Origin of the sequence: Candidatus Syntrophocurvum alkaliphilum (assembly GCF_009734445.1) — a bacterium.
In the GTDB taxonomy this organism is placed as follows: Bacteria; Bacillota; Syntrophomonadia; order Syntrophomonadales; family Syntrophomonadaceae; genus Syntrophocurvum; species Syntrophocurvum alkaliphilum.
The window spans coordinates 611,513-633,200 of the sequence record NZ_CP046457.1; the positions used below are offsets into that span (position 1 = coordinate 611,513).

19 protein-coding genes are annotated in these 21,688 nt (G+C 31.6%); all 19 read left to right on the forward strand.

The annotated features are described in order from the left end of the window. The first annotated feature begins 4 nt into the window (after window positions 1-4). The 19 genes from SYNTR_RS02975 to dut all read left to right on the forward strand — a co-directional run bounded on the left by SYNTR_RS02975 (window position 5) and on the right by dut (window position 21,681). Window positions 5-1,708 (forward strand): proline--tRNA ligase, encoded by a 1,704-nt coding sequence (locus SYNTR_RS02975; protein ID WP_156203128.1) that lies wholly within the window; start codon window positions 5-7, stop codon window positions 1,706-1,708. Window positions 1,709-1,735: 27 nt separating this feature from the next. Then, the gene (locus tag SYNTR_RS02980; RefSeq protein ID WP_156203129.1) at window positions 1,736-2,401 is read left to right on the forward strand and encodes an MgtC/SapB family protein; all 666 of its coding nucleotides are present in this window, start codon (window positions 1,736-1,738) and stop codon (window positions 2,399-2,401) included. 220 nt (window positions 2,402-2,621) lie between these two features. Continuing rightward, window positions 2,622-6,269, forward strand: coding sequence for a PolC-type DNA polymerase III (locus SYNTR_RS02985; RefSeq protein WP_156203130.1), 3,648 nt, complete (start codon window positions 2,622-2,624; stop codon window positions 6,267-6,269). A 262-nt stretch (window positions 6,270-6,531) separates the two neighbouring features. Then, complete coding sequence (locus tag SYNTR_RS02990; RefSeq protein ID WP_197079168.1) at window positions 6,532-6,990, forward strand: ribosome maturation factor RimP; 459 nt, start codon at window positions 6,532-6,534, stop codon at window positions 6,988-6,990. Between the two features lie 14 nt (window positions 6,991-7,004). Next, window positions 7,005-8,060 (forward strand): transcription termination factor NusA, encoded by a 1,056-nt coding sequence (nusA, locus tag SYNTR_RS02995; RefSeq protein ID WP_156203132.1) that lies wholly within the window; start codon window positions 7,005-7,007, stop codon window positions 8,058-8,060. Next, window positions 8,053-8,319 carry an RNase P modulator RnpM gene (gene rnpM, locus SYNTR_RS03000; RefSeq protein ID WP_156204674.1) on the forward strand — a complete coding sequence of 89 codons (267 nt, stop codon included), beginning with the start codon at window positions 8,053-8,055 and terminating at the stop codon, window positions 8,317-8,319. Before nusA ends, rnpM begins: the two co-directional genes overlap by 8 nt. A 13-nt stretch (window positions 8,320-8,332) precedes the next feature. Continuing rightward, window positions 8,333-8,677 carry a L7Ae/L30e/S12e/Gadd45 family ribosomal protein gene (locus tag SYNTR_RS03005; RefSeq protein WP_197079169.1) on the forward strand — a complete coding sequence of 115 codons (345 nt, stop codon included), beginning with the start codon at window positions 8,333-8,335 and terminating at the stop codon, window positions 8,675-8,677. Then, the gene (infB, locus tag SYNTR_RS03010) at window positions 8,665-11,082 is read left to right on the forward strand and encodes a translation initiation factor IF-2 (RefSeq protein ID WP_156203134.1); all 2,418 of its coding nucleotides are present in this window, start codon (window positions 8,665-8,667) and stop codon (window positions 11,080-11,082) included. Before SYNTR_RS03005 ends, infB begins: the two co-directional genes overlap by 13 nt. A 17-nt stretch (window positions 11,083-11,099) precedes the next feature. Continuing rightward, a complete protein-coding gene (gene rbfA, locus SYNTR_RS03015; protein ID WP_156203135.1) occupies window positions 11,100-11,468 on the forward strand; it encodes a 30S ribosome-binding factor RbfA in 369 nt (122 codons plus the stop codon). Beyond that, window positions 11,458-12,429 (forward strand): DHH family phosphoesterase, encoded by a 972-nt coding sequence (locus SYNTR_RS03020; protein WP_156203136.1) that lies wholly within the window; start codon window positions 11,458-11,460, stop codon window positions 12,427-12,429. Before rbfA ends, SYNTR_RS03020 begins: the two co-directional genes overlap by 11 nt. Further along, window positions 12,430-13,320, forward strand: a complete 891-nt coding sequence (truB, locus tag SYNTR_RS03025; RefSeq protein ID WP_156203137.1) for a tRNA pseudouridine(55) synthase TruB — start codon at window positions 12,430-12,432, stop codon at window positions 13,318-13,320. It begins immediately after the preceding gene. Between the two features lie 35 nt (window positions 13,321-13,355). Then, window positions 13,356-14,282, forward strand: coding sequence for a bifunctional riboflavin kinase/FAD synthetase (locus tag SYNTR_RS03030; protein WP_156203138.1), 927 nt, complete (start codon window positions 13,356-13,358; stop codon window positions 14,280-14,282). A gap of 317 nt (window positions 14,283-14,599) precedes the next feature. Then, the gene (rpsO, locus tag SYNTR_RS03035) at window positions 14,600-14,869 is read left to right on the forward strand and encodes a 30S ribosomal protein S15 (RefSeq protein ID WP_156203139.1); all 270 of its coding nucleotides are present in this window, start codon (window positions 14,600-14,602) and stop codon (window positions 14,867-14,869) included. 54 nt (window positions 14,870-14,923) lie between these two features. Then, entirely contained in the window at window positions 14,924-17,035 is a 2,112-nt protein-coding gene (locus SYNTR_RS03040; RefSeq protein ID WP_156203140.1) for a polyribonucleotide nucleotidyltransferase, read from the forward strand. A 288-nt stretch (window positions 17,036-17,323) separates the two neighbouring features. Next, on the forward strand, window positions 17,324-18,046 hold the full coding sequence (locus tag SYNTR_RS03045) for a VanW family protein (RefSeq protein ID WP_243140227.1): 723 nt from the start codon (window positions 17,324-17,326) through the stop codon (window positions 18,044-18,046). Next, window positions 18,043-18,768, forward strand: coding sequence for a polysaccharide deacetylase family protein (locus SYNTR_RS03050; RefSeq protein WP_156203141.1), 726 nt, complete (start codon window positions 18,043-18,045; stop codon window positions 18,766-18,768). The genes SYNTR_RS03045 and SYNTR_RS03050 overlap by 4 nt, the downstream gene beginning before the upstream one ends. Before the next feature lie 26 nt (window positions 18,769-18,794). After that, window positions 18,795-19,901, forward strand: coding sequence for a D-alanyl-D-alanine carboxypeptidase family protein (locus SYNTR_RS03055; protein WP_156203142.1), 1,107 nt, complete (start codon window positions 18,795-18,797; stop codon window positions 19,899-19,901). Window positions 19,902-19,971: 70 nt separating this feature from the next. Next, window positions 19,972-21,240, forward strand: a complete 1,269-nt coding sequence (locus SYNTR_RS03060) for a M16 family metallopeptidase (RefSeq protein WP_156203143.1) — start codon at window positions 19,972-19,974, stop codon at window positions 21,238-21,240. A 3-nt stretch (window positions 21,241-21,243) separates the two neighbouring features. Further along, a complete protein-coding gene (gene dut / locus SYNTR_RS03065) occupies window positions 21,244-21,681 on the forward strand; it encodes a dUTP diphosphatase (RefSeq protein WP_156203144.1) in 438 nt (145 codons plus the stop codon). The last annotated feature ends 7 nt before the right edge of the window (window positions 21,682-21,688 follow it).

A 21,688-nucleotide genomic window follows, 5' to 3' on the forward strand; every position in this document is an offset into this window, starting at 1 on the left:
ACTTTTGAAAGCTTCTGAACTATTTTATCCTACATTACGAGAAGTGCCTAATGAGGCGGAAATTATTAGCCACCAACTACTATTAAGAGCTGGTTTTATTAGAAAAGCAAGTGCTGGTATATATTCATATTTACCACTAGCTAATAGAGTGTTAAAAAAAATAATGGATATAGTGCGTGAAGAGATGGATAATGCTGGTGCACAAGAGATTATAATGCCTATAGTTCAGCCCAAAGAACTATGGGAAAAATCAGGACGTTGGTCTGTTTATGGAGATGAGATGTTTAGGTTAAAAGACAGACATGAACGTGATTTTGCGCTTGGTCCGACTCACGAAGAAATTGTAACAGCTATTGTTGATGCAGATGTACATTCCTATCGTGATATGCCTGTTATGCTTTATCAAATTCAGAACAAATATAGAGACGAAATAAGACCTAGATTTGGGCTAATGCGTGGTAGAGAGTTTATAATGAAGGACTGCTATTCCTTTGATAATGATTATGATGCTTTAGATATTTCTTATAAAAAAATGTATGAAGCTTATAAAAACATATATGAAAGAATGAATCTTAAGTTTCGTGTTGTTGAAGCTGATAGTGGTGCAATAGGTGGAAGTGAAAATCACGAATTTATGGTATTAGCAGATAATGGTGAATCAGTTATAGTATACTGTGATGAATGTAATTATGCAGCTAATATTGAAAAAGCTGAATGTAAATATAGTGAAGATAATATTATCAAAGAAGAATTCTTAGATATTACAAAAGTTTCTACACCAGAACAAAAATCAATTAATGAAGTATCTAATTATCTAAATATACCCACTAATAAACTTCTTAAGACAATGCTATATGTAGCAGATGGAGAATTAATAGCTATTGTCCTAAGGGGTGATAGAGAGCTTAATGAAATAAAGCTTAAAAATAGCATAAATTGCAATCACCTTGATATAGCAGATGAAAATAGAGTCAAAGAGGAAATGGGTTTTAGCTTTGGTTATGTAGGTCCAGTTGGGCTTGATATAAAGGTTTATGCTGATATTGAGGTAAGCATGGTGCAAAATTTAGTATGTGGAGCTAATGAGGATGGATTTCACCTTATTAATGTAAACATGGGAAGAGATTTTACACCAGAACATATTATAGATATACGTAATGCTGTTGAAGGTGATAAATGTCCGGAATGTTCAAATTTACTCCAAGCTACACGAGGTATAGAAGTAGGACATATTTTTAAGCTTGGTACAAAATATTCAGAATCTATGAATGCAACTTTTTTAGATCAAAATGGTACTAACAACCATATGATTATGGGATGTTATGGTATTGGAGTATCACGTTCCATGGCTGCAGCTATAGAACAAAACTATGATGAAAACGGAATTATCTGGCCTTTACCTATTGCTCCTTACCATGTAATAATAGTGCCAGTAAATGTTAAAAAAGATGACCAACTAGATGTTGCCATGTCACTTTATGAACAACTAAAAGAAAAGGGAATTGAAGTTATAATAGACGATAGAGATGAAAGAGCAGGTGTCAAATTTAAAGATGCAGATTTAATTGGGATACCTATGAGAGTAACAATTGGACCTAAATCATTAAAAGAAAACAAAGTAGAATTTAAAAAAAGATGGGAGAAAGAATCCGAGTTAATAGATATTTACGAAATAGTTAATAAAATAACTAATATAATCGATAAATAAAAGATTATTCGTCAGGTGTGATAATTAATGGAAACTTATGAGATTATATTTAGATTGACTTTAGCCTGTATTTTAGGCGGTTTAATAGGCTTAGAAAGAGAAAGCTTAAATAGACCTGCAGGATTAAGAACCTATACATTAGTTTGTGTTGGTTCAGCGTTAGCTATGGTTGTATCTCTTGATATGTATTACCAATATTATCACACTGTAAATGCAGACCCCGGCCGAATTGCTGCTCAAGTAGTAAGTGGCATAGGCTTTTTAGGAGCAGGTACTATTCTTAGAGAAGGTGCAACTGTAAGGGGACTAACTACAGCTGCTGGGTTGTGGGTAGTAGCTTGTATTGGATTAGCAGTTGGAGCTGGCCTTTATGTTCCTGCAATTGCTACTACTATATTAATTCTTTTTATATTGATATATTTTATTAAGTTTGAAGAGCAGTTTACTGGGATGAGAGAGTATAAAGGAATAGTTTTAGTAGTAGAAGATAGACCTGGACAAGTCGGAATAATTGGATCGATATTAGGAGACTTAGGTATTCTTATCAAAAACATACAGTTAAATAGATTGGAAACAGACCATGATTTAGAAATAGAATTATTGCTAGACCTTCCACCTAATATGGAAATAGGTGAGGTTATTGAAGAGTTGTCTGTTTTACGCGGATTAAAAAACATAGATAGACTTAACTAAAATAATTTAATTTTGGTTCTACTACAAAAGTAATTACAAAAAACTTAATGTTTAGTTAACTTCTTTACGTAAGTCTTTAAGTAACAAGGTGTAGTGCATACATTATAGTAAAACAAATAAAATTTCACCGTCAAAAACATGTTTGTGCGAATTTTATAGCCTAAGTTTATCTTTAGTGAAACCAAAATTAAAAATAATTAAATATATTGGAGGTAAAAGCATGAATAAAAGTTTTCGTGCTTTTTTAGATAATATAAAATTTGATAAAGCTGAAATATGGGAAGATTCTATTGTTGATAAAGTATTAGTAGATTCACAGAATAAGATATGGAAAATACATCTTATAACTCCCCGACTTATGTCTTCAACTTTAATTAATAGTACAACAAAATATATAAGTGAAAAAAATAGTTACTTAGAAGTAGTAGAACTAGTACAAGTACCCGTAGATGCAAAAAAAAGTATAAAAGCTATTTTAGACTCCCGCAAGGATGAATTATCATCCTACTTATTTTCTGATAACAATTCTCTTGTTATTGATGAATTAGAATGGACTGTATCTAATAACAAAGTTGACATATTAATAAATAATAAAAAAATATATGATGAAATTCTAGAAAAAAATATAGCTTCATCAGTTTATCAATGGTTTTGGAATGAATATAAATATCAAGTTATAGTTAGGGTAATATTAAACTCAAGTGTAGACAATGTACCTACAGTGCCAAGTGTTATAAAAACAAAATCTAAGTTAAATGTTATAGAAGAAGATAAAAACAAAACAACCAATGAAAACAAGAAAAAGTCTTTTAGAAAAAACAAAAAATTAGAAGTAGAAGTTATTCAGGATGAAATTACTCCTGTTTCGGAGTTAGTAGAAGGACTAAGGTCTGTCGCAGTAAAAGGTGAAATATGGAAAAAAGATATTAATATTTTAAAAGATAATAGACTAGTTGTATCATACTACCTTACTGATTACAACGATACTATTGTTGTAAAGCAGTTTTATGATCGAGCAGAAGATGACTTGATTAACAAAGGAGATTGGATAAAGGTAAAAGGTAGTATAAGGTATGATACTTTTTTAAAAGAAATCGTACTATATATGGATATATTTGCTCGTGAAAAAAAACCTATAAGAATGGATAATGAATCTAACAAAAGAATCGAATTACATGCTCATACTAAAATGAGTTTAATGGATGGATTAACACCGATAGATGAGCTTATAAATAGGGCTGAAGAATGGGGACATAGTGCTATAGCAATAACTGATCATGGTTGTACTCAAGCATTTCCGGATGCATATGATGCAGCCAAAAACAGTAATTTAAAAGTAATTTATGGTGTTGAGGGATACTTAATAGAAGAAGATAAGAAAGAAAGACCCTATCATATTATATTGTTAGTTAAAAACCAAACTGGTTTAGAAAACTTATATAAACTTATAAGCCTATCATATGTAGATCATTATCACCGGTTTCCTAAAATGCCAAGAGGTTTAATAGAAAAATACAGAGAAGGCCTGATTATAGGATCAGCTTGTGATTCAGGAGAATTGTATTCTGCTATATTAAATCAGGCTAATGATGAAGAATTAATAAACATTGCTTCTTTTTATGATTATTTAGAAGTTCAACCTATATCAAATATTGATTTTCTCCTTAGAAAAGGTACAGTTAATACAACAGAAGACCTACAAAATATAATTAAAAAGATAATTAATTTAGGTGATCAGCTTGATAAATTAGTGGTTGCTACTGGAGATGTGCATTACCTTGATCCTGAAGATAGTATATTAAGGGAAATCATACAAGCAGGTCAAGGGTATGATGATGCATGGCAACAAGCTCCATTATACTTTAAAACAACTAAAGAAATGTTAGATGATTTTAATTTCATAAATATAGAAAATGCTAAAAAAATAGTGATAGAGAATCCAAGAAAAGTATCTGAACAAATAGAAAATGTACAACCTGTACCTGACGGATTTTATCCACCTAAAATAGATACCGCAGAAGAAGAAATAATAAATCTTACATATGGGAAAGCCAAAGAAATTTATTCTGATAATATTCCTGATATAATTCAAAAAAGAATTGAAAGAGAACTATATGCGATTACAACCCATGGTTTCAGTGTATTATATCTTATATCTCATAAGCTAGTTAAAAAATCTAATGATGATGGATATTTAGTAGGTTCTAGAGGTTCAGTTGGTTCCTCTATAGTTGCTTATTTAACTGGAATTACTGAAGTTAATCCATTACCACCACATTATATATGTATTTCTTGTAATTATAGTGAATTTATATTAGATGGTTCAGTAGGTTGTGGTTCTGATCTTAAAGATAAAATTTGTCCACAATGTAATAATGAACTTGGAAAAGATGGATTTGATATACCATTCGAAACTTTCTTAGGATTTGAAGGGGATAAGGTTCCTGATATAGATTTAAACTTTTCAGGAGATTACCAAAGTAAAGCCCATCAATATGTAGAAGAGCTTTTTGGAAAAGAAAATGTATTTAGAGCAGGCACAATATCAACTATAGCTGATAAAACAGCCTATGGTTTTGTTAAAAAGCATTTTGAAGAAAAGCAAAAAGATATCAAAAACTCAGAAGCATCAAGACTTACAAAAGGTATAACTGGTGTAAGAAGAACTACAGGGCAGCACCCCGGTGGGCTTATAGTAGTTCCTAAAAATAAAAATATATATGAATTTACTCCTATTCAACATCCCGCTGATAAAAAGGAATCAGGTATTATTACAACCCATTTTGAATATCATGCTATAGATAATCAGTTAGTTAAATTAGACATACTAGGGCATGATGATCCTACAGTAATAAAAGAGTTAGAAGATTTAACAGGTGTTAATGCATCTAAAATTAGTCTTAGTGAGCAAAAAACTATGAAAATATTTTCAGGTGTAGAACCCTTAGGTGTTAGTGCTGAAGATATAGATTCAAAAGTAGGGACGTATGGAATACCAGAATTTGGCACGAAATTTGTTCGTCAAATGCTTGAACAAACCAAACCAACAACTTTTGCTGAATTAGTTAAAATAAGTGGATTATCTCATGGTACTGATGTTTGGCTTAATAACGCTCAAGATTTAGTGAAAAATGAAGTAGCTAGTTTAAACGAGGTTATATGTACTCGTGATGATATTATGACTTACTTAATATTTAAGGGAATGGACAAAAAACTAGCATTTAAAATAATGGAAAACGTGCGTAAGGGAAAAGGACTTAAACCTGATGAAATAGAATTGATGAAAAAATGTGATATACCAGATTGGTATATAAACTCTTGCCAAAAAATAAAATATATGTTTCCTAAAGCTCATGCAGTTGCATATGTAACCATGGCATATCGTATAGCCTATTTTAAGGTATATTATCCATTAGAGTTTTATGCAAGCTTTTTTAGTATTAGAGCTGAGGATTTTGATTCAGAAGTTATTTTAGCAGGCTATGATGCAATAAAAAGAAAGATAAAGGAGATTGAAAATTTAGGATATCAAGCTTCACAGAAAGACAAAAAACTCGTTACTATACTAGAGTTAGCAATGGAAATGTATGCTAGGGGATTATATTTTTATCCAGTTAATTTATATAAATCAGATGCGAAAAAGTTTATTGTTAAAGACAAAGGTCTTATACTGCCATTTTCCTCTTTACCCAATGTTGGTTTAGCTGCTGCTGATGGTATATGTGAAGCAAGAGAGCAGGAAAAGTTTATATCTATAGAAGACTTTCAAGTTAAAACACGTTTAAATAAAACTGCAATGGATGTTCTAAGAAAAAACAATTGTTTTGAAGACTTACCCGAAACTACTCAGATAAGTTTATTTGGATAATGAAGTTTAATATAATAATATATAGATTTAATAAGGAAATAGTATTTAACATACATTGTCAAGGGTATAAAGTAACAATAAATTGAAAATATCTTTAGCTTAGTTAAAAAACCTAGTTTTAATAAACTTTACTAAGGTTGTATAATTTTATTCCAATGTGTTATACTGCTTAATAGCAACTAATATTTTTGTCACAAAGTGGGTGCAGCCCACTTTTTCTATTGTTATAACTAGTGCAAAATATTTTGGAGGTGATATTGTTTTGGCTGAGGATATAAAAAAATTAATAAATAAATTAATTGAGCATGAACTAAAAGAAGCTGGCATTGAACTAGTTGATATTGAAGTAAATAAAGAAGATAAAGCAAAAATGCTAAGAATATTTATTGATACACCAAACGGAGTAACTTTGGATTTGTGCACTGATGCCTCAAAAACAATAAAAGCTATATTAGATGACCATGAAGATAAAGTAGATTATGATTACTTAGAAGTATCATCTCCAGGAATAAATCGTGTTCTTAAAACAGAAAAAGATTTTAAAAAATTTATAGGTAGTAGAATAAAACTAAAAACCTATCAACCCCTTGATGGAAGAAAAAACTTTACTGGCATACTGAAAAGTTATACCAACGAAAATATTGAAATTGAATTTGATTCAAATGTAGTATTAATACCTAGGGAATCAATTGCCCAGGTAAAATTACATCCACAATTATAAGAGGAGGCAAAACAATGTCTAATGATTTAATCCAGGCATTGGGTGAAATAGAAAAAGAGCGGGGGATTCCTAAAACAGCTTTAATTGAAGCAATAAAAGTAGCTCTTAACACAGCATATAAAAAGAATTTTGGTACTGCTCAAAATGTTAATGTTGAATTAAATGAAATTACAGGAGCAGTTCAAGTTTTTGCTGAAAAACGTGTAGTTGAAGATGTAAAGGATGCTCGGTATGAATTATCACTCGAAGATGCTTTAGAACAAAATCCTAATATATCACTTGAGGATATTGTTACTGTTGAGGTTACTCCTGCAAACTTTGGAAGAATAGCTGCTCAAACTGCCAAACAAGTAGTTATTCAAAAATTAAGAGAAGCAGAACGAAGTATTATATTTGAAGAGTTTGCTGAAAGAGAAGGTGAAATAGTAACTGGTACAGTACAAAGAATAGAGTCAAGAATAATACATATTAATTTAGGGCGAACTGAAGCAATTATGATGCCTAATGACCAAATACCTTCAGAGACATATAATATTGGAAACAGAATTAAAGGTTATATTTATGAAGTGAAGAATACTGCTAAAGGGCCTAATATTCTAATATCACGTACTCATCCATATTTTTTACGGCGTTTATTTGAGCTTGAGGTACCTGAAATATATGAAGGTTTAGTTGAAATAAAATCCGTTTCGCGTGAAGCAGGGTCTAGATCAAAAATAGCAGTTAACTCAGTTGAAGATAATATTGATTCAGTAGGTTCCTGTGTAGGACCAAAAGGTATAAGAGTACAAAATATAGTTACTGAATTATCTGGTGAAAAAATTGATATTATAAAATATGATAGAGATCCAGAAAATTATATAGCTAATTCTCTTAGCCCTTCTAAAGTTTTATCGGTTACTGTAAATGAAGAGGAAAAAACAGCAAGAGTTATAGTTCCTGATTATCAGTTATCTTTAGCTATTGGCAAGGAAGGGCAAAATGCTCGCCTAGCAGCAAGGCTTACTGGATGGAAAGTGGATATTAAGAGTGAAAGTCAATTCCAAGAGGAGAATGATTTTGATGGTTAAAAAACGCAAAATACCTCAAAGGATGTGCGTTGGGTGTAAAGATATGAAAATAAAAAAAGAATTAAAACGTATCGTACGAACTCCTGAAGGTTTAATTGCGTTTGATCCTACAGGTAAAAGGTCAGGACGTGGTGCATACATTTGTCCAAACGAAGAATGTTTAAATCAAGCTATAAAAGGTAAGCGTTTACAAAAAGCTCTAGAAGTGCAAATCCCAAATGAGGTTTTTGAACAACTAAAAAATGATATAGCCAAATAAGGTGTGTGATAGATTGAAAAAAATTTACAGCTTAATAGGATTTGCTACCAAAGCAGGCAAGGTTTCTTCAGGTGCGATGGCGGCTAAAACCAGTTTGGTTAGACGTAAGGCAAGGTTACTTATCGTTACTCACGATATGTCTGAAAGAGCAAGAGAATCTTTAGTCGTAGCATGTTCAAAAAATAAAGTGCCTTGGGTAATTTTTGGGAATAAATATGAATTAGGTACTAGTGTAGGAAAAGCATATAGAGTAGCAATAACTATTAATGATAAAAAAATAGCGGATGCTATATTAGATGCGTTAAAGACACTAGGAGAAGAGGTAAATATCATGGGGGTGGTTGAATGGCCAAAATAAGAGTACATGAACTAGCTAAAGAACTAAATATTATTAGTAGAGAATTAGTGCAAACTTTACAAAATATGGGTATGGATATAAAAAATCATATGAGCACTCTTGAAGAATCACAGGTAGATTGGGTTAAAAGCAGAATCAACCAAGCTAATGCTAAAGAATCCGCTACTGAGAAAAAACAAGAGTCTTCACAAATGCAGGCTTCACAACCACAATCCAAAAATTCTTCTAAAAACATAGAATCAGGAAGAGACCGTAGCAAAAATACTTTTTCTAAAAATAAAAATGAAGCACAAAATCAGAATAAACAACAAACTAGTAATAAAAAAATTGGTGGGCAAAATCAATCTAAACAAGAGTCAGTTAGACATAAACATGCAGATGATCAATCTAAACAAAAACCCATTAGACAAAGACCTGTAGGAGATAATCAACCTAGCGGTCAAAAGCCAGCAGGGCAACATCAACCTAGTCAAAAACCTAGTGGTCAAAAGCCAGTAGGGCAACATCAAACTAAGCAAAAGCCTAGTGGACAAAAAACTAGTTATGATAATAAAAAAGGTCAGCAAAATAATAGAAATAATCAACCACAAAGACGTGATTATAGCAAACCGCAAAAGAAAAAACATAAAAAGAAAAAGGTGGATACAACACCAAAAACTCCTGATGTTATTACAATCTTGGATACAATAACAGTAAGAGAATTAGCTGAAAAATTAAACAAGGGTTCAGCAGAGATTGTGAAAAAATTAATGGAGCTTGGAACAATGGCAACTATTAATCAAGTTGTTGATTTTGAAACTGCTGAAATTATTGCAAGTTTATATGAAGTACGTGTTGAGCGTGGTATATCAGAAGAAGAAAAGATATTAGAGGAAATAGTAGATAGTGAAGAAAGCCTCGAACCTAGACCTCCTATAGTTACAGTAATGGGTCATGTTGATCATGGAAAAACATCTTTATTAGATAGAATAAGAAAAGCGGATGTAGCATCAGGTGAAGCCGGTGGAATTACTCAGCATATAGGTGCGTATCAAGTAAAAGTTAATGAAAACAGAGTAACTTTCATTGATACACCAGGCCATGAAGCCTTTACTTCAATGAGAGCTAGGGGAGCTAATATTACTGATATTGTTATATTAGTAGTAGCTGCGGATGATGGTGTTATGCCTCAAACAATTGAAGCAATAAACCATATAAAAGCTGCAGAAGTACCCTTTGTAGTTGCAGTTAATAAAATAGATAAAACAGAAGCAAATCAAGATAAGATAATGCAGCAACTAACAGAATACAATATTGTCCCGGAAGCATGGGGCGGTGAAACCATATTTGCACCAGTTTCTGCTATTACAGGTGAAGGTATTGAAAATCTTTTAGAAATGCTACTACTAGTTGCTGAAATGAATGAGATTAGTGCTAATCCAGATAGAGCTGCAGAGGGTGTAGTTATTGAAGGTGAGCTTGATAAAGGTAGAGGTCCAGTAGCAACAGTTTTAGTACAAAAAGGAACTTTAAAAGTTGGTGATAGCTTATTAGCTGGTTTTAATTGGTGTAAAGTAAGGGCTATGACTGATGATAGAGGAAGAAGAGTAGAGGAGGCTTTACCCTCTACACCAGTAGAAATTATGGGATGGTCCGATGTTCCTGAAGCTGGAACAAAAGTCCAAGTTGTAGATGAAAAAATAGCCAAGGAAGTTACTAATTTAAGACTCACTGAAAAGAAAATCGAAGAGCAAAAACAACAAAGCAAAGTTTCACTTGATGATTTCTTTGAGCATATGAAAGAATCAGATATAAAAGACTTAAACTTAATTATAAAAGGTGATGTTCAGGGCTCGGTTGAGGCTCTTATCCAGTCATTAATAAGATTAAGTACAGATGAAGTAAAAGTTAATGTAATACACTCTGGTGTTGGTGCAATTATAGAAACTGATGTTATGCTAGCATCTGCATCCAATGCCATAATTATAGGTTTTAATGTACGTCCAGATACCAAAGCTAGAAAGCATGCTGAAAATGAAGGAATAGATATTAGACTATATAGAGTGATTTATGAAGCTATAGACGATGTTAAAAAGGCAATGGCTGGTTTACTAGATCCTGAATATAAAGAAAAATTTCTTGGTCGTGCAGAAGTTCGTGCTACATTTAAAGTGCCTAATGTAGGGACTATTGGTGGATGTTATGTTATAGAAGGTAAAATTCAAAGAAATTCTAATGTCCGTGTATTAAGAGATGGAGTAATTATATACGAAGGAAAACTTGCTTCACTAAAACGTTTCAAAGATGATGTTAGAGAAGTAGCTGAAAACTACGAATGTGGTATGGGAATTAAAGACTTTAATGATATAAAAGAGGGAGATTTAATAGAAGCTTATATATTAGAAGAAGTCGCAAGGAACCTATAATTAGGAGTGAGTTATAGATGAGTAAAAGAAGACCTGAACGTATGTCAGTAGAAATAAGAAAAGCATTATCAGAGATTATTAAAGAACATATAAAAGATCCAAGAATAGACTTTACAACAGTTTCTATAACCCGTGTTGATGTTACTAACGACCTAAGCCATGCGCGAATTAACATTAGTGTACTTGGCAATGAGGAAAAACAAGAAGAAACTATTAATGTAATACAAAAAGCTAAAGGTTATATTAGAACGGAATTAGTTAAACAAATTAAAACTAAACATGCACCAGAACTAGAATTTAGGCTAGATAAGTCTATTGAACATGGTATTAAAATCTCATCTTTACTTGATGAAATAAAAGAAGAGAATAATTCTAATGGAAAATAATCTTAGCCTAATTTCTGAAAAATTAATTGAAAAAAACAATTATATTATAGTGGGACATAGTATTCCTGATGGAGATTGCATTGGGTCAATGATAGGCTTATACCTAGTGTTATTAAAAATGAATAAAAAAAGCATAATGTTATTAGAAGATCCTGTACCCCCTATATACCATTTTCTTTTTGGTAGTAACATGATTTTAAAACCACAGGATATTTCTAAAAATGATTTTGAAAATATTATATATTTAGATTGTTCTGATAAAAATCGAGTTGGTGAGTCTGTAGCCGATTTTTTAAATGATAAAAGATATATAATAAATATAGATCACCATGCAACCAATGAGTTATTTGGTAATATAAATTTAGTCAATCCTGAAGCATCTGCAACTGCGGAAATAATAACCAACCTAATACCATTATTAAATGTAGATATAACTAAAGATATTGCAAACGCATTATTTACAGGAATAGTAATGGACACAGGTAGTTTTCAATATAGCAATACTACAAGTGAAACACTAAAAATTGCTTCTTATTTAATTGACTCTGGAGTAGAGCAAGAAAAAGTTAGAATTAATCTTTTTGAATCTAAATCTCATAAAGAAGTTTTGTTGCTTCGCAAATCTCTTCAATCTCTTAAGGTTAGTTCTGATGGCAAAATTGCTTGGATGCAACTTAGTATAGATGATATTAAAGAATTAGATGTAAAAGATTTGCATCCGGAAGGTATAATTAACCATACCCGTTCAATCAAGGGGGTTGAAGTTGGAATTCTATTTAGAGAAACAAGTCCAGGTATTGTTAAGGTTGGCTTTAGGTCCAAAAGTGCAATTGATGTTGCACAAATAGCTAAAAAATTTGGCGGTGGCGGACATGAAAAAGCTGCAGGTGCTCGGTTAGAGGGACGGTTAGATGATGTAAAATCAAAGGTATTAAATTCAGTTAAGGAAGTGATTGATTAATTGGATGGATTTATTAACATTAATAAACCTGAGGGAATTACTTCTTTTGATGTATTGCGTACCTTGAAAAAACAAATTGGAAAAATTAAAATGGGACATCTAGGCACCCTTGATCCAATGGCAACTGGAGTTTTACCTGTAGCACTTGGTAATGCTACTAGAGTTATAGAATATATAAAAGATGAAACGAAAGCTTATACAGCTACAATGATAATGGGTCGAGTTTCCGACACTCAAGATGAATATGGTACTATTAAAGTTATTCAAGAACAACCAATTATTGAATTAGATATTCTTAAAGAAGCCATAAAAGAATTTACAGGGAAAATAAAGCAATTACCACCTATGTATTCAGCTGTACATCATAATGGCAAAAGGCTATATGAGTTAGCACGAGAAGGCAAAGTAGTTGAACGAGAACTACGTGAAGTAGAAATATATAAACTAGATTTAGTAACCATTGAACTTAATGAAAATAATATTCCTCTTATCACTATTTATGTAGAGTGTTCAAAAGGTACCTATATACGAACATTATGTCATGACATAGGACAAAAACTAGGAACAGGTGCTTATTTGAATAAATTAATTAGAGTTAAATCTGGAATATTTAATATAGATGATTCCATAACCCTTGAAAAATTAGAAAAATGCACCAATATTAAAAGAGTTATAAAAGATATAGACTATCCATTAAACGAATTACAAAACTATTACATAAGTAATCCAAGCGATTTATATAAATTGTTAAATGGTAATAAAATACAGTGTTCAATTGAGGATGAAGAACTTGTTAAGGTTTATTCACCAGAACAAAACCTAGTAGCTATTGCAGAAATAAATAAAAATAACAATACACCCATGCTTAAACCAAAAAAAGTATTTAAATAATTGAAACTATTTAAACTTATATAAAGGAGTTTCAAATGGAAGTAATTAAACATATTGATGAATACAAAGGTATAGAACCAGTATATTTGGCATTAGGGAATTTTGATGGAGTTCATTTAGGACACCAAAAACTGCTTAAATCGCTAGTAACTAAAGCTAAACGCAATGGTTATAAACCAGCAGCATTTATTTTTGAACCTCATCCAAATAAAGTATTAACTCCTGATAAAGCTCCACGCTTATTGGTTACATCTGAAAGAAAAGCTAAGCTGCTTAAAAAATTGGGTATAGAACTTTTAATATATACACCTTTTACACGAGAAATTGCCAAATGTTCACCATATGACTTTGTTGAAAATATTCTCGTTAAAAAATTCAAAGTAAAGGAAGTATTTATAGGATTTAATTACTCATTTGGTTATAAGGGTGTTGGCAACTCACAACTATTAAGTGATTTAGGCAAGGAGTTTGGTTTTAGAGTAAATGTAACTTTGCCAGTAAAAATAGAAGATAAAGTTGTTTCAAGTAGTTTGATTAGGAAGGCACTTGAGAATGGTGATATAAATTTAGCAATAAAAATGCTAGGATACCTACCTGTACTTGAAGGACAAGTTATTAAGGGTGAGCAAAGGGGTTCTCAAATAGGATTTCCTACCGCTAATATTAATATTAATCCAGAAGTTAATCTGCCAGCGAATGGTGTATATGCAGCTAAAGCAGTAATAGAAAATAAAAGATATAATTGTGTGGTTAATATTGGAAGAAAACCTACATTTCATGATGATTATCCTACTTCTGTAGAAGCTCACATAATAGATTTTAATCAAAACTTATATGATAAATTTATTACTCTGTGTTTTATTGATAAGATTAGAAATGAAAAACGCTTTAATGGAATAAATGAACTAATAGCTCAAATAGAAAAAGATAGGCAAAAAGCTTTAGAACTTATAAATGTATAGCAAAGTGCTTTAAGTAAAATAAAAATAATTATCTATATTGTGGTTAGAAAACTAACGTTTATAGTTTAAATATTAGACAAAAGCTTAAAAGTTTACTTAAACAAATTGCTATGATAAAATTAATTTTGGTGTTTTTAAGAAAAAAGTATACATGAGGAAAAAAAAGGTAATAATATTTATAAATTATAGAAAAGAGCGGCAAAAGAGTCCCTTTTGTTTGGATAATAAAAACCTAAGGAACCAAGACTAGGGTATGCGATTTTCACCGACGTTTACCTTGGTTTCTGGCGATTACATGAAAATGAGGAGGTGAAACAATGGCACTAAGCCAAGAGAGAAAACAAGAAATTATTAATCAATATCAGACACATGAGAATGATACTGGGTCACCTGAGGTTCAAATAGCTATTTTAACCGATCGGATTAATTATTTAAATGAACATTTAAAGATTAATAAAAAAGATCATCATTCGAGAACTGGGCTACTAAAAATGGTAGGTCAACGTAGATCACTTTTAGAATATTTAAAGAACAAGAACTTTGATCGTTACCGTTCAATAGTTCTTCGACTTGGTCTAAGAAGATAAAGAGCGGAATTGCCGCTCTTTAGTTTATTGTAGTCTAAGAAAGGAGGAAAATAATTGCATACTTATAAAATTGAAATCGGTGGAAGACAACTAGTAGTTGAAGTAGGAAAGGTTGCTAAACAAGCAAATGGTGCTGCCGTAATGAGATATGGCGATACTGTTGTTTTGGTTACAGCTACAGCATCCAAAGAACCTCGTGAAGGTATAGACTTTTTTCCTTTAACAGTTGATTATGAAGAAAGATTATATGCAGCTGGGAAAATTCCTGGTGGGTTTATAAAAAGAGAGGGGAGACCAACAGAGTTTGCCACACTTTCTGCCCGATTAATAGATAGACCACTAAGGCCTTTATTTCCAAATGGATATAGAAATGATGTAAATATAGTAGCAACAGTTATGTCAATGGATAACGATAATATTCCTGATGTGATTTCCATTATTGGGGCATCAGTTGCGCTTACTACTTCAAATATACCATTTAGTGGTCCTGTTGCAGCTGTAACAGTTGGCTTAGTAGACGGTGAATTTATCATTAATCCAACAGTTGAACAATCTGAAAAGACAAAAATGCATTTAACAGTAGCAGGAACTAAAGATGCTATCATGATGGTTGAAGCAGGTGCAGATGAGATTCCAGAAGACCAGATGCTTGATGCTATATTCTATGGGCATGAAGAAATTAAAAAGATAGTAGAATTTCAAGAAAAAATTATAGCTGAAATTGGGGAAGAAAAAATTGAACCAAAACTAATAGATGATGACCCAGAAATTGAGGCTGCTGTTAGAGATTTTGCCACACAAAAATTAGAACAAGCTGTAAGAAATGAAAACAAAAAAGCAAGAGAAAGCGATATAGACGAGGTTAAGTCAATAACAAAAGAACATTTTCAAGAAATATATCCAGAACAAATGAATGAGGTAAAATCAGTATTAGAAAAAATCTTAAAAGAAGTAGTAAGAAAAATGACTATCTATGAAAATGAAAGAGTAGATGGAAGAAAAAATGATGAAATAAGAGCAGTAACATGTGAAGTAGGTTATCTGCCGAGACCTCATGGTACAGGTTTATTTACCCGTGGACAAACTCAAGTTCTTTCTATAACTACATTAGGTTCAATGAGAGAAGAGCAGATACTTGATGGTTTGGGTGCAGATGAGTCAAAAAGATATATCCATCATTATAATTTCCCACCTTGGAGTGTAGGTGAAGCAAGACCAATGCGTGGACCGGGTAGAAGAGAAATAGGTCATGGAGCTCTTGCTGAACGTGCTTTATTAGCTGTACTACCTTCTGAAGATGAATTTCCATATACTATACGCGTAGTATCAGACGTTTTAGAATCAAATGGTTCAACCTCAATGGGAAGTGTTTGTGGTAGTTCCTTGTCATTAATGCATGCTGGTGTTCCAATTAAAGCAACAGTATCAGGTATTGCAATGGGTCTTGTGAAAGAAGGAGAAGATTTTGCAATATTAAGTGATATACAAGGTATAGAAGATGCTTTAGGGGATATGGATTTCAAGGTTGCAGGGACTAAAGATGGTATAACTGCATTACAAATGGATATAAAAATAACAGGTGTAAGTCGTGAAATTATTGAAAAGGCATTAGCTCAAGCTAATGATGGAAGAATGTTTATTATGAGTAAAATGCTAGAATGTATTTCAGAGCCTAATAAACAATTATCACCTTATGCACCTCAAATGATAAGAATGCAAATTAATCCAGATAAAATACGCGAGGTTATAGGTGCTGGTGGAAAAACTATTCAAAAGATAGTTGCTGAAACAGACTGTAAAATTGACATCGAAGATGATGGCAGCTTATTTATCATATCAATTGATGAGGAATCAGCTAACAAAGCAAAAAGCATAATAGAAACAATAATTGCAGAGGTTGAAGTAGGAAAGACTTACATGGGTACTGTTAAAAGAATAATGGATTTTGGTGCTTTTGTTGAAATAATTCCTGGTGTCCTAGGTACCCAAGGCAAAGAAGGCTTAGTTCATATATCTCAACTTGCAGAAGAAAGAGTAAATAAAGTAAAAGATGTTGTAAATATAGGTGATCAGATAATGGTAAAGGTAATCGAAATAGATCAACAAGGAAGAATAAACTTATCTAGAAAAGCAGCATTAAACAAGGTGGCAAAACCAACAAACTAAACTGAAATATTTTAATATATACGATAAACCGAGTAAACTCGGTTTATTTGTGTTTTTGCGCGGAAATGTTCCTAACTTTAGTGAAAAATTGCATATGAGTACTCATTACTGAATACAATTTAGGAGACGTATACAAGGGCGGTGAGTACTATTTATATTAAAAAGGGCTTATCGTTTTTGCAACTAAACGGAAAAGTCCTTTTTGTATTAGTGTTTTTTATTAGTTTTTATGCATTTAATATATCGATTGACAAAATTGAACGATATTATTTAGGGGTTAAACCGGGAGTGACGATAGAAGGAAGAGATATATCATATTTATTAGAAAAAGAAGTAGAGTTGGTTATTAAAGAATTAGCAATCAAAAATCAAAAGTTACCTGAAGAGCCATATATAGATCGTGAATCAGGGGAAATAATACCTGAACAAAGTGGTTATATAGTTGATATTCCTTTGACTTTATCTAAAGTATTATCAGCAAATGAATACGAGTCTATTAATATTGTTAAAAAGAAAACAAAACCTACATACACTAGTGAAGATATTGAGAAAAGTAACGAAACAATCGGTTATTATAAAACAGGAATTCATGGAAGTAGTGATCGTATTAAAAACCTAAAGTTAGCATCAGATGCTATTAATAATCGTTTAATTTGGCCTAACAATATATTTTCTTTTAATGAAATAGTTGGACCTAGAACTCCTAATAGAGGATATTTACCAGCACCAATTATTTTTAAAGGTGAAACGATATTAGATTATGGGGGTGGTGTATGTCAGATAGCGAGCACATTATATAATGCTGTAACAGAGTCTGAGTTAGAAATAGTAGAACGTCATACTCATAGCAAACCAATTGGCTATGTACCAGTTGGAAAAGATGCTACTGTTTACTATGGATATAAAGATCTAAAATTCAAGAACAATAAAAACAACCCAATAATTGTTATGTCGGGAATTGATCAAGGGTATGTATGGGTTAAAATATTAGGGAGGGGGAAAAACGAATGAAGATATACTTTTTAACCAAGAAAAAGGTGTATAGCTCATTTGTGCTGATATTGCTACTAGCTGTTTTTATAGTATTTGGATATATAAATTTAAACACTACTACTTTTACGGCTACAACAGGAACAACTGAAGCTATATTTCAAGGAAATAGTGGAGAAAAAGTCGTTGCCATAACAGTTAATGTTGATTGGGGAGAAGAATTTATCCCAGATATGTTAAAAAACTTTAAATCTTACGATGCTAAAGCAACGTTTTTTGTAACTGGTAAATGGGCAGAGAAAAATGAAGATCTTTTAAAAGAAATGCAAAAAGATGGTCATAGTATACAAAATCATGGATATAAGCATCTGCATTTTAATAATTTAGGCTCTGATGAAATAAAAAGTGAGATAAAAAAGGCAGAAGATATAATATATGATAAAACAGGAGAAAAAACTACATTTTTTGCCTCACCTTATGGAGAATATAATCAGCGACTAGTTAGTGCAGTTACTGAAATGGAATACAAATTCATAATGTGGAGCGTAGATACTATAGATTGGCAAAAACCTAATCCAGAAACAATAATAAAGCGTGTTATGAATAAAGTACACAATGATGCTATTATTCTTATGCATCCAACAGATCCAACTGTTAAAGCTTTACCTAATTTATTAAAGCAGTTAAAAGATCAAGGATATAAAATGATGACAATAGATAAAATAGTATTGGATGAGAAATAACAGAAAGGAAGTATAGTTATAAATATATGAGATATATATTAAAATTATTTTTATCTGTTTGCATCTTATTCTTAATACAAGTAACTTCTGTTTCTGCTGAACCAAATGTTAGTTCGCAGTATTTTTGTTTAGTTGATAAAAAGTCGGGGCAGGTACTATATGAAAAAAATATGGATGAACAACGTCCAGTAGCAAGCACGACAAAAATAATGACTGCAATTTTAACAATGGAATACATGAACTTAAGTGAAATAGCAACTGTTAGTGCAAAGGCAGATAGAACTCCCGAGGTTACAATTGGCTTAAGAGAAGGTCAAGAATTAACAGTAGGGGAATTATTAAAAGTAACTTTAATACGATCAGCTAATGATGCAGCTGTAGTTTTAGCGGAACATATAGCTGGTGATGAGGATTTTTTTGGAGAGCTTATGACTAGAAAAGCAATAGCTTTGGGTGCATTTAATACTCAATTTAAAAATGCCTCTGGTTTACCAAATAAAGAACATTTTAGTACGGCATATGATTTATCTATTATTAGTAGATATGCTCTGAAACATGATTACATAAAAGAAACAGTAAAAAAAGAAAAAGCTGAATTTAAACATCCGGGCTATTCTAAACCTATAACAATAAAAAATACTAATACATTATTAGGATCCTTTCCCGGTGCTGATGGAATTAAGACTGGAACTACTAATGCTGCAGGAAAGTGCTTAGTTGCATCAGCTACTAGAGATCAACATCAACTAATAACGGTTGTTTTACGTTCACCTGATAGAAAAGGGGATAGTGCTCGATTATTGTCTTATGGTTTTAATAATTTTTATTTAGAAAAAATAGTAGATAATCAACAACCTTTTAAGGAAGCAATTGTGATAGGTGGAACAGAGAATTATGTAGAAGTTATACCTAATGATGAAATTTATATATGGAGTAGTGGAAGTCTGAAAAATATAGAGAAAAAAACAATTATGAAATATAGTTTAGAGGCCCCCGTTAGTTATGGCAATAAAGTAGGTTTTTTAGAAGTATATGCATATGATAAAAAACTAGCTAAAGTTGATTTGGTTGCTAAAAATGATATTGAACAAGAAAAAAATGTTTTGTTGCGAATTCTTTCGAGTTTTTTTTAGTTTTTAACAGGAAAAGCAATTATATTAAAGAAGTAATCTAACTAGTGCAAGTATATTGGAGGTAGTAGATGTGATATCGACATTTAATTTGAATAATACTAAGTTAGTAGTAGAAGAAATACCTTTTGTAAGATCTGCTGGGATAGGTGTATATATAAAAGTTGGCTCAAGACATGAAAAACAAAATATATCAGGTGTTAGTCATTTTATTGAACATATGTTGTTTAAAGGAACCGAAAAGAGAACTGCTAGAGAAATTGCAGAAAGCTTTGAAGGTATGGGGGGACAGTTAAACGCATTTACTTCTAAGGAGTATACATGCTTATATTCTAGAACTCTTGATGAAAATGTTGATAGTGCTATAGAAATTATGTTTGACATGCTCTTTAGTTCAAAATTTGCTCCTAAAGATTTTACAACTGAAAAAGGAGTAGTCATAGAAGAAATAAATATGTATGAAGATACTCCTGATGATTTGATTCACGATCTTTTTTCCCAAAAATTTTGGGAAGGACATTCAATGGGTCTGCCTATATTAGGAACAGAAGATAGTATTATTAATATGGATAGAGACTTAGTATATGAATATTATAAAAAATATTATGTTCCCGCTAACATGGTTATTGCAGTTGCTGGAAATGTAAATAGCAATAAAGTTAGGGATAAGATTCAAAATCTTTTAGAAAAACAGCCTAAAAATAATATAACTATAAATCAAACTATACCAGAAGAAAACAATTCATTTATTAGTTTAATGAATAAGGAAACAGAACAAGTTCAGTTATGTCTAGGTGTTCCTAGTATTTCTTATCATAATGATAATCGTTATGTTCAAAATGTAATGAACAACATATTAGGTGGAGGCTTAGGTTCAAGATTATTTCAAAGTATTAGAGAAGAGTTAGGATTAGCTTATTCTGTATATTCATATCCATCAACTTATTCAGATACTGGGGCATTTTCTATATATGTTGGTACTAGTCCAAGTAAAGTAGCTCAGTTTTTTGAAGCATTAATAGAGTTACTTGATAATTTTACTAATGAAGGGGTTAGTGAAGAAGAAGTAACTAGAACGCAACAGCTAATCAAATCTAGTATTTTATTAGGTTTAGAAAGTGTTATGAACAGAATGACTAGATTAGCAAGGTCGATAATGATTTATGATGAAATAGTTTCTCCTGAAAAAATTATTGATAGGATATATGCAATTGATTCAGAACAAGTAAATCAATTTGCTCAAAATTTATTTAAAAAAGAACTTTTTTCTCTTGCAGCCATAGGAGACAAAGAGATTCTTCCAAATGTAGAAAAACAATATAAACAGTTATGGAGATTATAAATTATGAAAGTATTAATTAAAAAAAATCATTCGTTTGATTTACCTCTTCCTAAATACATGACAAATTCATCTTCGGGTGTTGACTTATATGTTGCTATAACTGAAGAAATTTCAATTAAGCCTTTAGAAAGAGTATTAATTCCTACAGGGATATCACTATCCATACCTAATGGTTTTGAAGCCCAAGTACGTCCTCGTAGTGGACTAGCATTAAAACACGGTTTAACCTTGTTAAATACTCCTGGAACAATTGATGCAGATTATAGAGGAGAAATAAAGCTTATTGTTATAAATTTAGGGGACAAAGAGTATATTTTAAATAGGGGAGAAAGGATTGCTCAATTAATTTTTTCCAAAGTTGAACAGGTAGAGTTTATTGAAGTTGAAGAACTAGACGATACTTCTAGATCAAAAGGTGGCTTTGGGCATACTGGTATTTAATAGGGAG

Bases quoted from the DNA above. Each gene is read 5' to 3' on its own strand.
- SYNTR_RS02980 (WP_156203129.1), top strand. From the start codon at position 1,736: ATGGAAACTTATGAGATTATATTTAGATTGACTTTAGCCTGTATTTTA.
- SYNTR_RS02985 (WP_156203130.1), top strand. From the start codon at position 2,622: ATGAATAAAAGTTTTCGTGCTTTTTTAGATAATATAAAATTTGATAAA.
- nusA (WP_156203132.1), top strand. From the start codon at position 7,005: ATGTCTAATGATTTAATCCAGGCATTGGGTGAAATAGAAAAAGAGCGG.
- rnpM (WP_156204674.1), top strand. From the start codon at position 8,053: ATGGTTAAAAAACGCAAAATACCTCAAAGGATGTGCGTTGGGTGTAAA.
- infB (WP_156203134.1), top strand. From the start codon at position 8,665: ATGGCCAAAATAAGAGTACATGAACTAGCTAAAGAACTAAATATTATT.
- rbfA (WP_156203135.1), top strand. From the start codon at position 11,100: ATGAGTAAAAGAAGACCTGAACGTATGTCAGTAGAAATAAGAAAAGCA.
- SYNTR_RS03020 (WP_156203136.1), top strand. From the start codon at position 11,458: ATGGAAAATAATCTTAGCCTAATTTCTGAAAAATTAATTGAAAAAAAC.
- SYNTR_RS03030 (WP_156203138.1), top strand. From the start codon at position 13,356: ATGGAAGTAATTAAACATATTGATGAATACAAAGGTATAGAACCAGTA.
- rpsO (WP_156203139.1), top strand. From the start codon at position 14,600: ATGGCACTAAGCCAAGAGAGAAAACAAGAAATTATTAATCAATATCAG.
- SYNTR_RS03050 (WP_156203141.1), top strand. From the start codon at position 18,043: ATGAAGATATACTTTTTAACCAAGAAAAAGGTGTATAGCTCATTTGTG.
- SYNTR_RS03055 (WP_156203142.1), top strand. From the start codon at position 18,795: ATGAGATATATATTAAAATTATTTTTATCTGTTTGCATCTTATTCTTA.
- dut (WP_156203144.1), top strand. From the start codon at position 21,244: ATGAAAGTATTAATTAAAAAAAATCATTCGTTTGATTTACCTCTTCCT.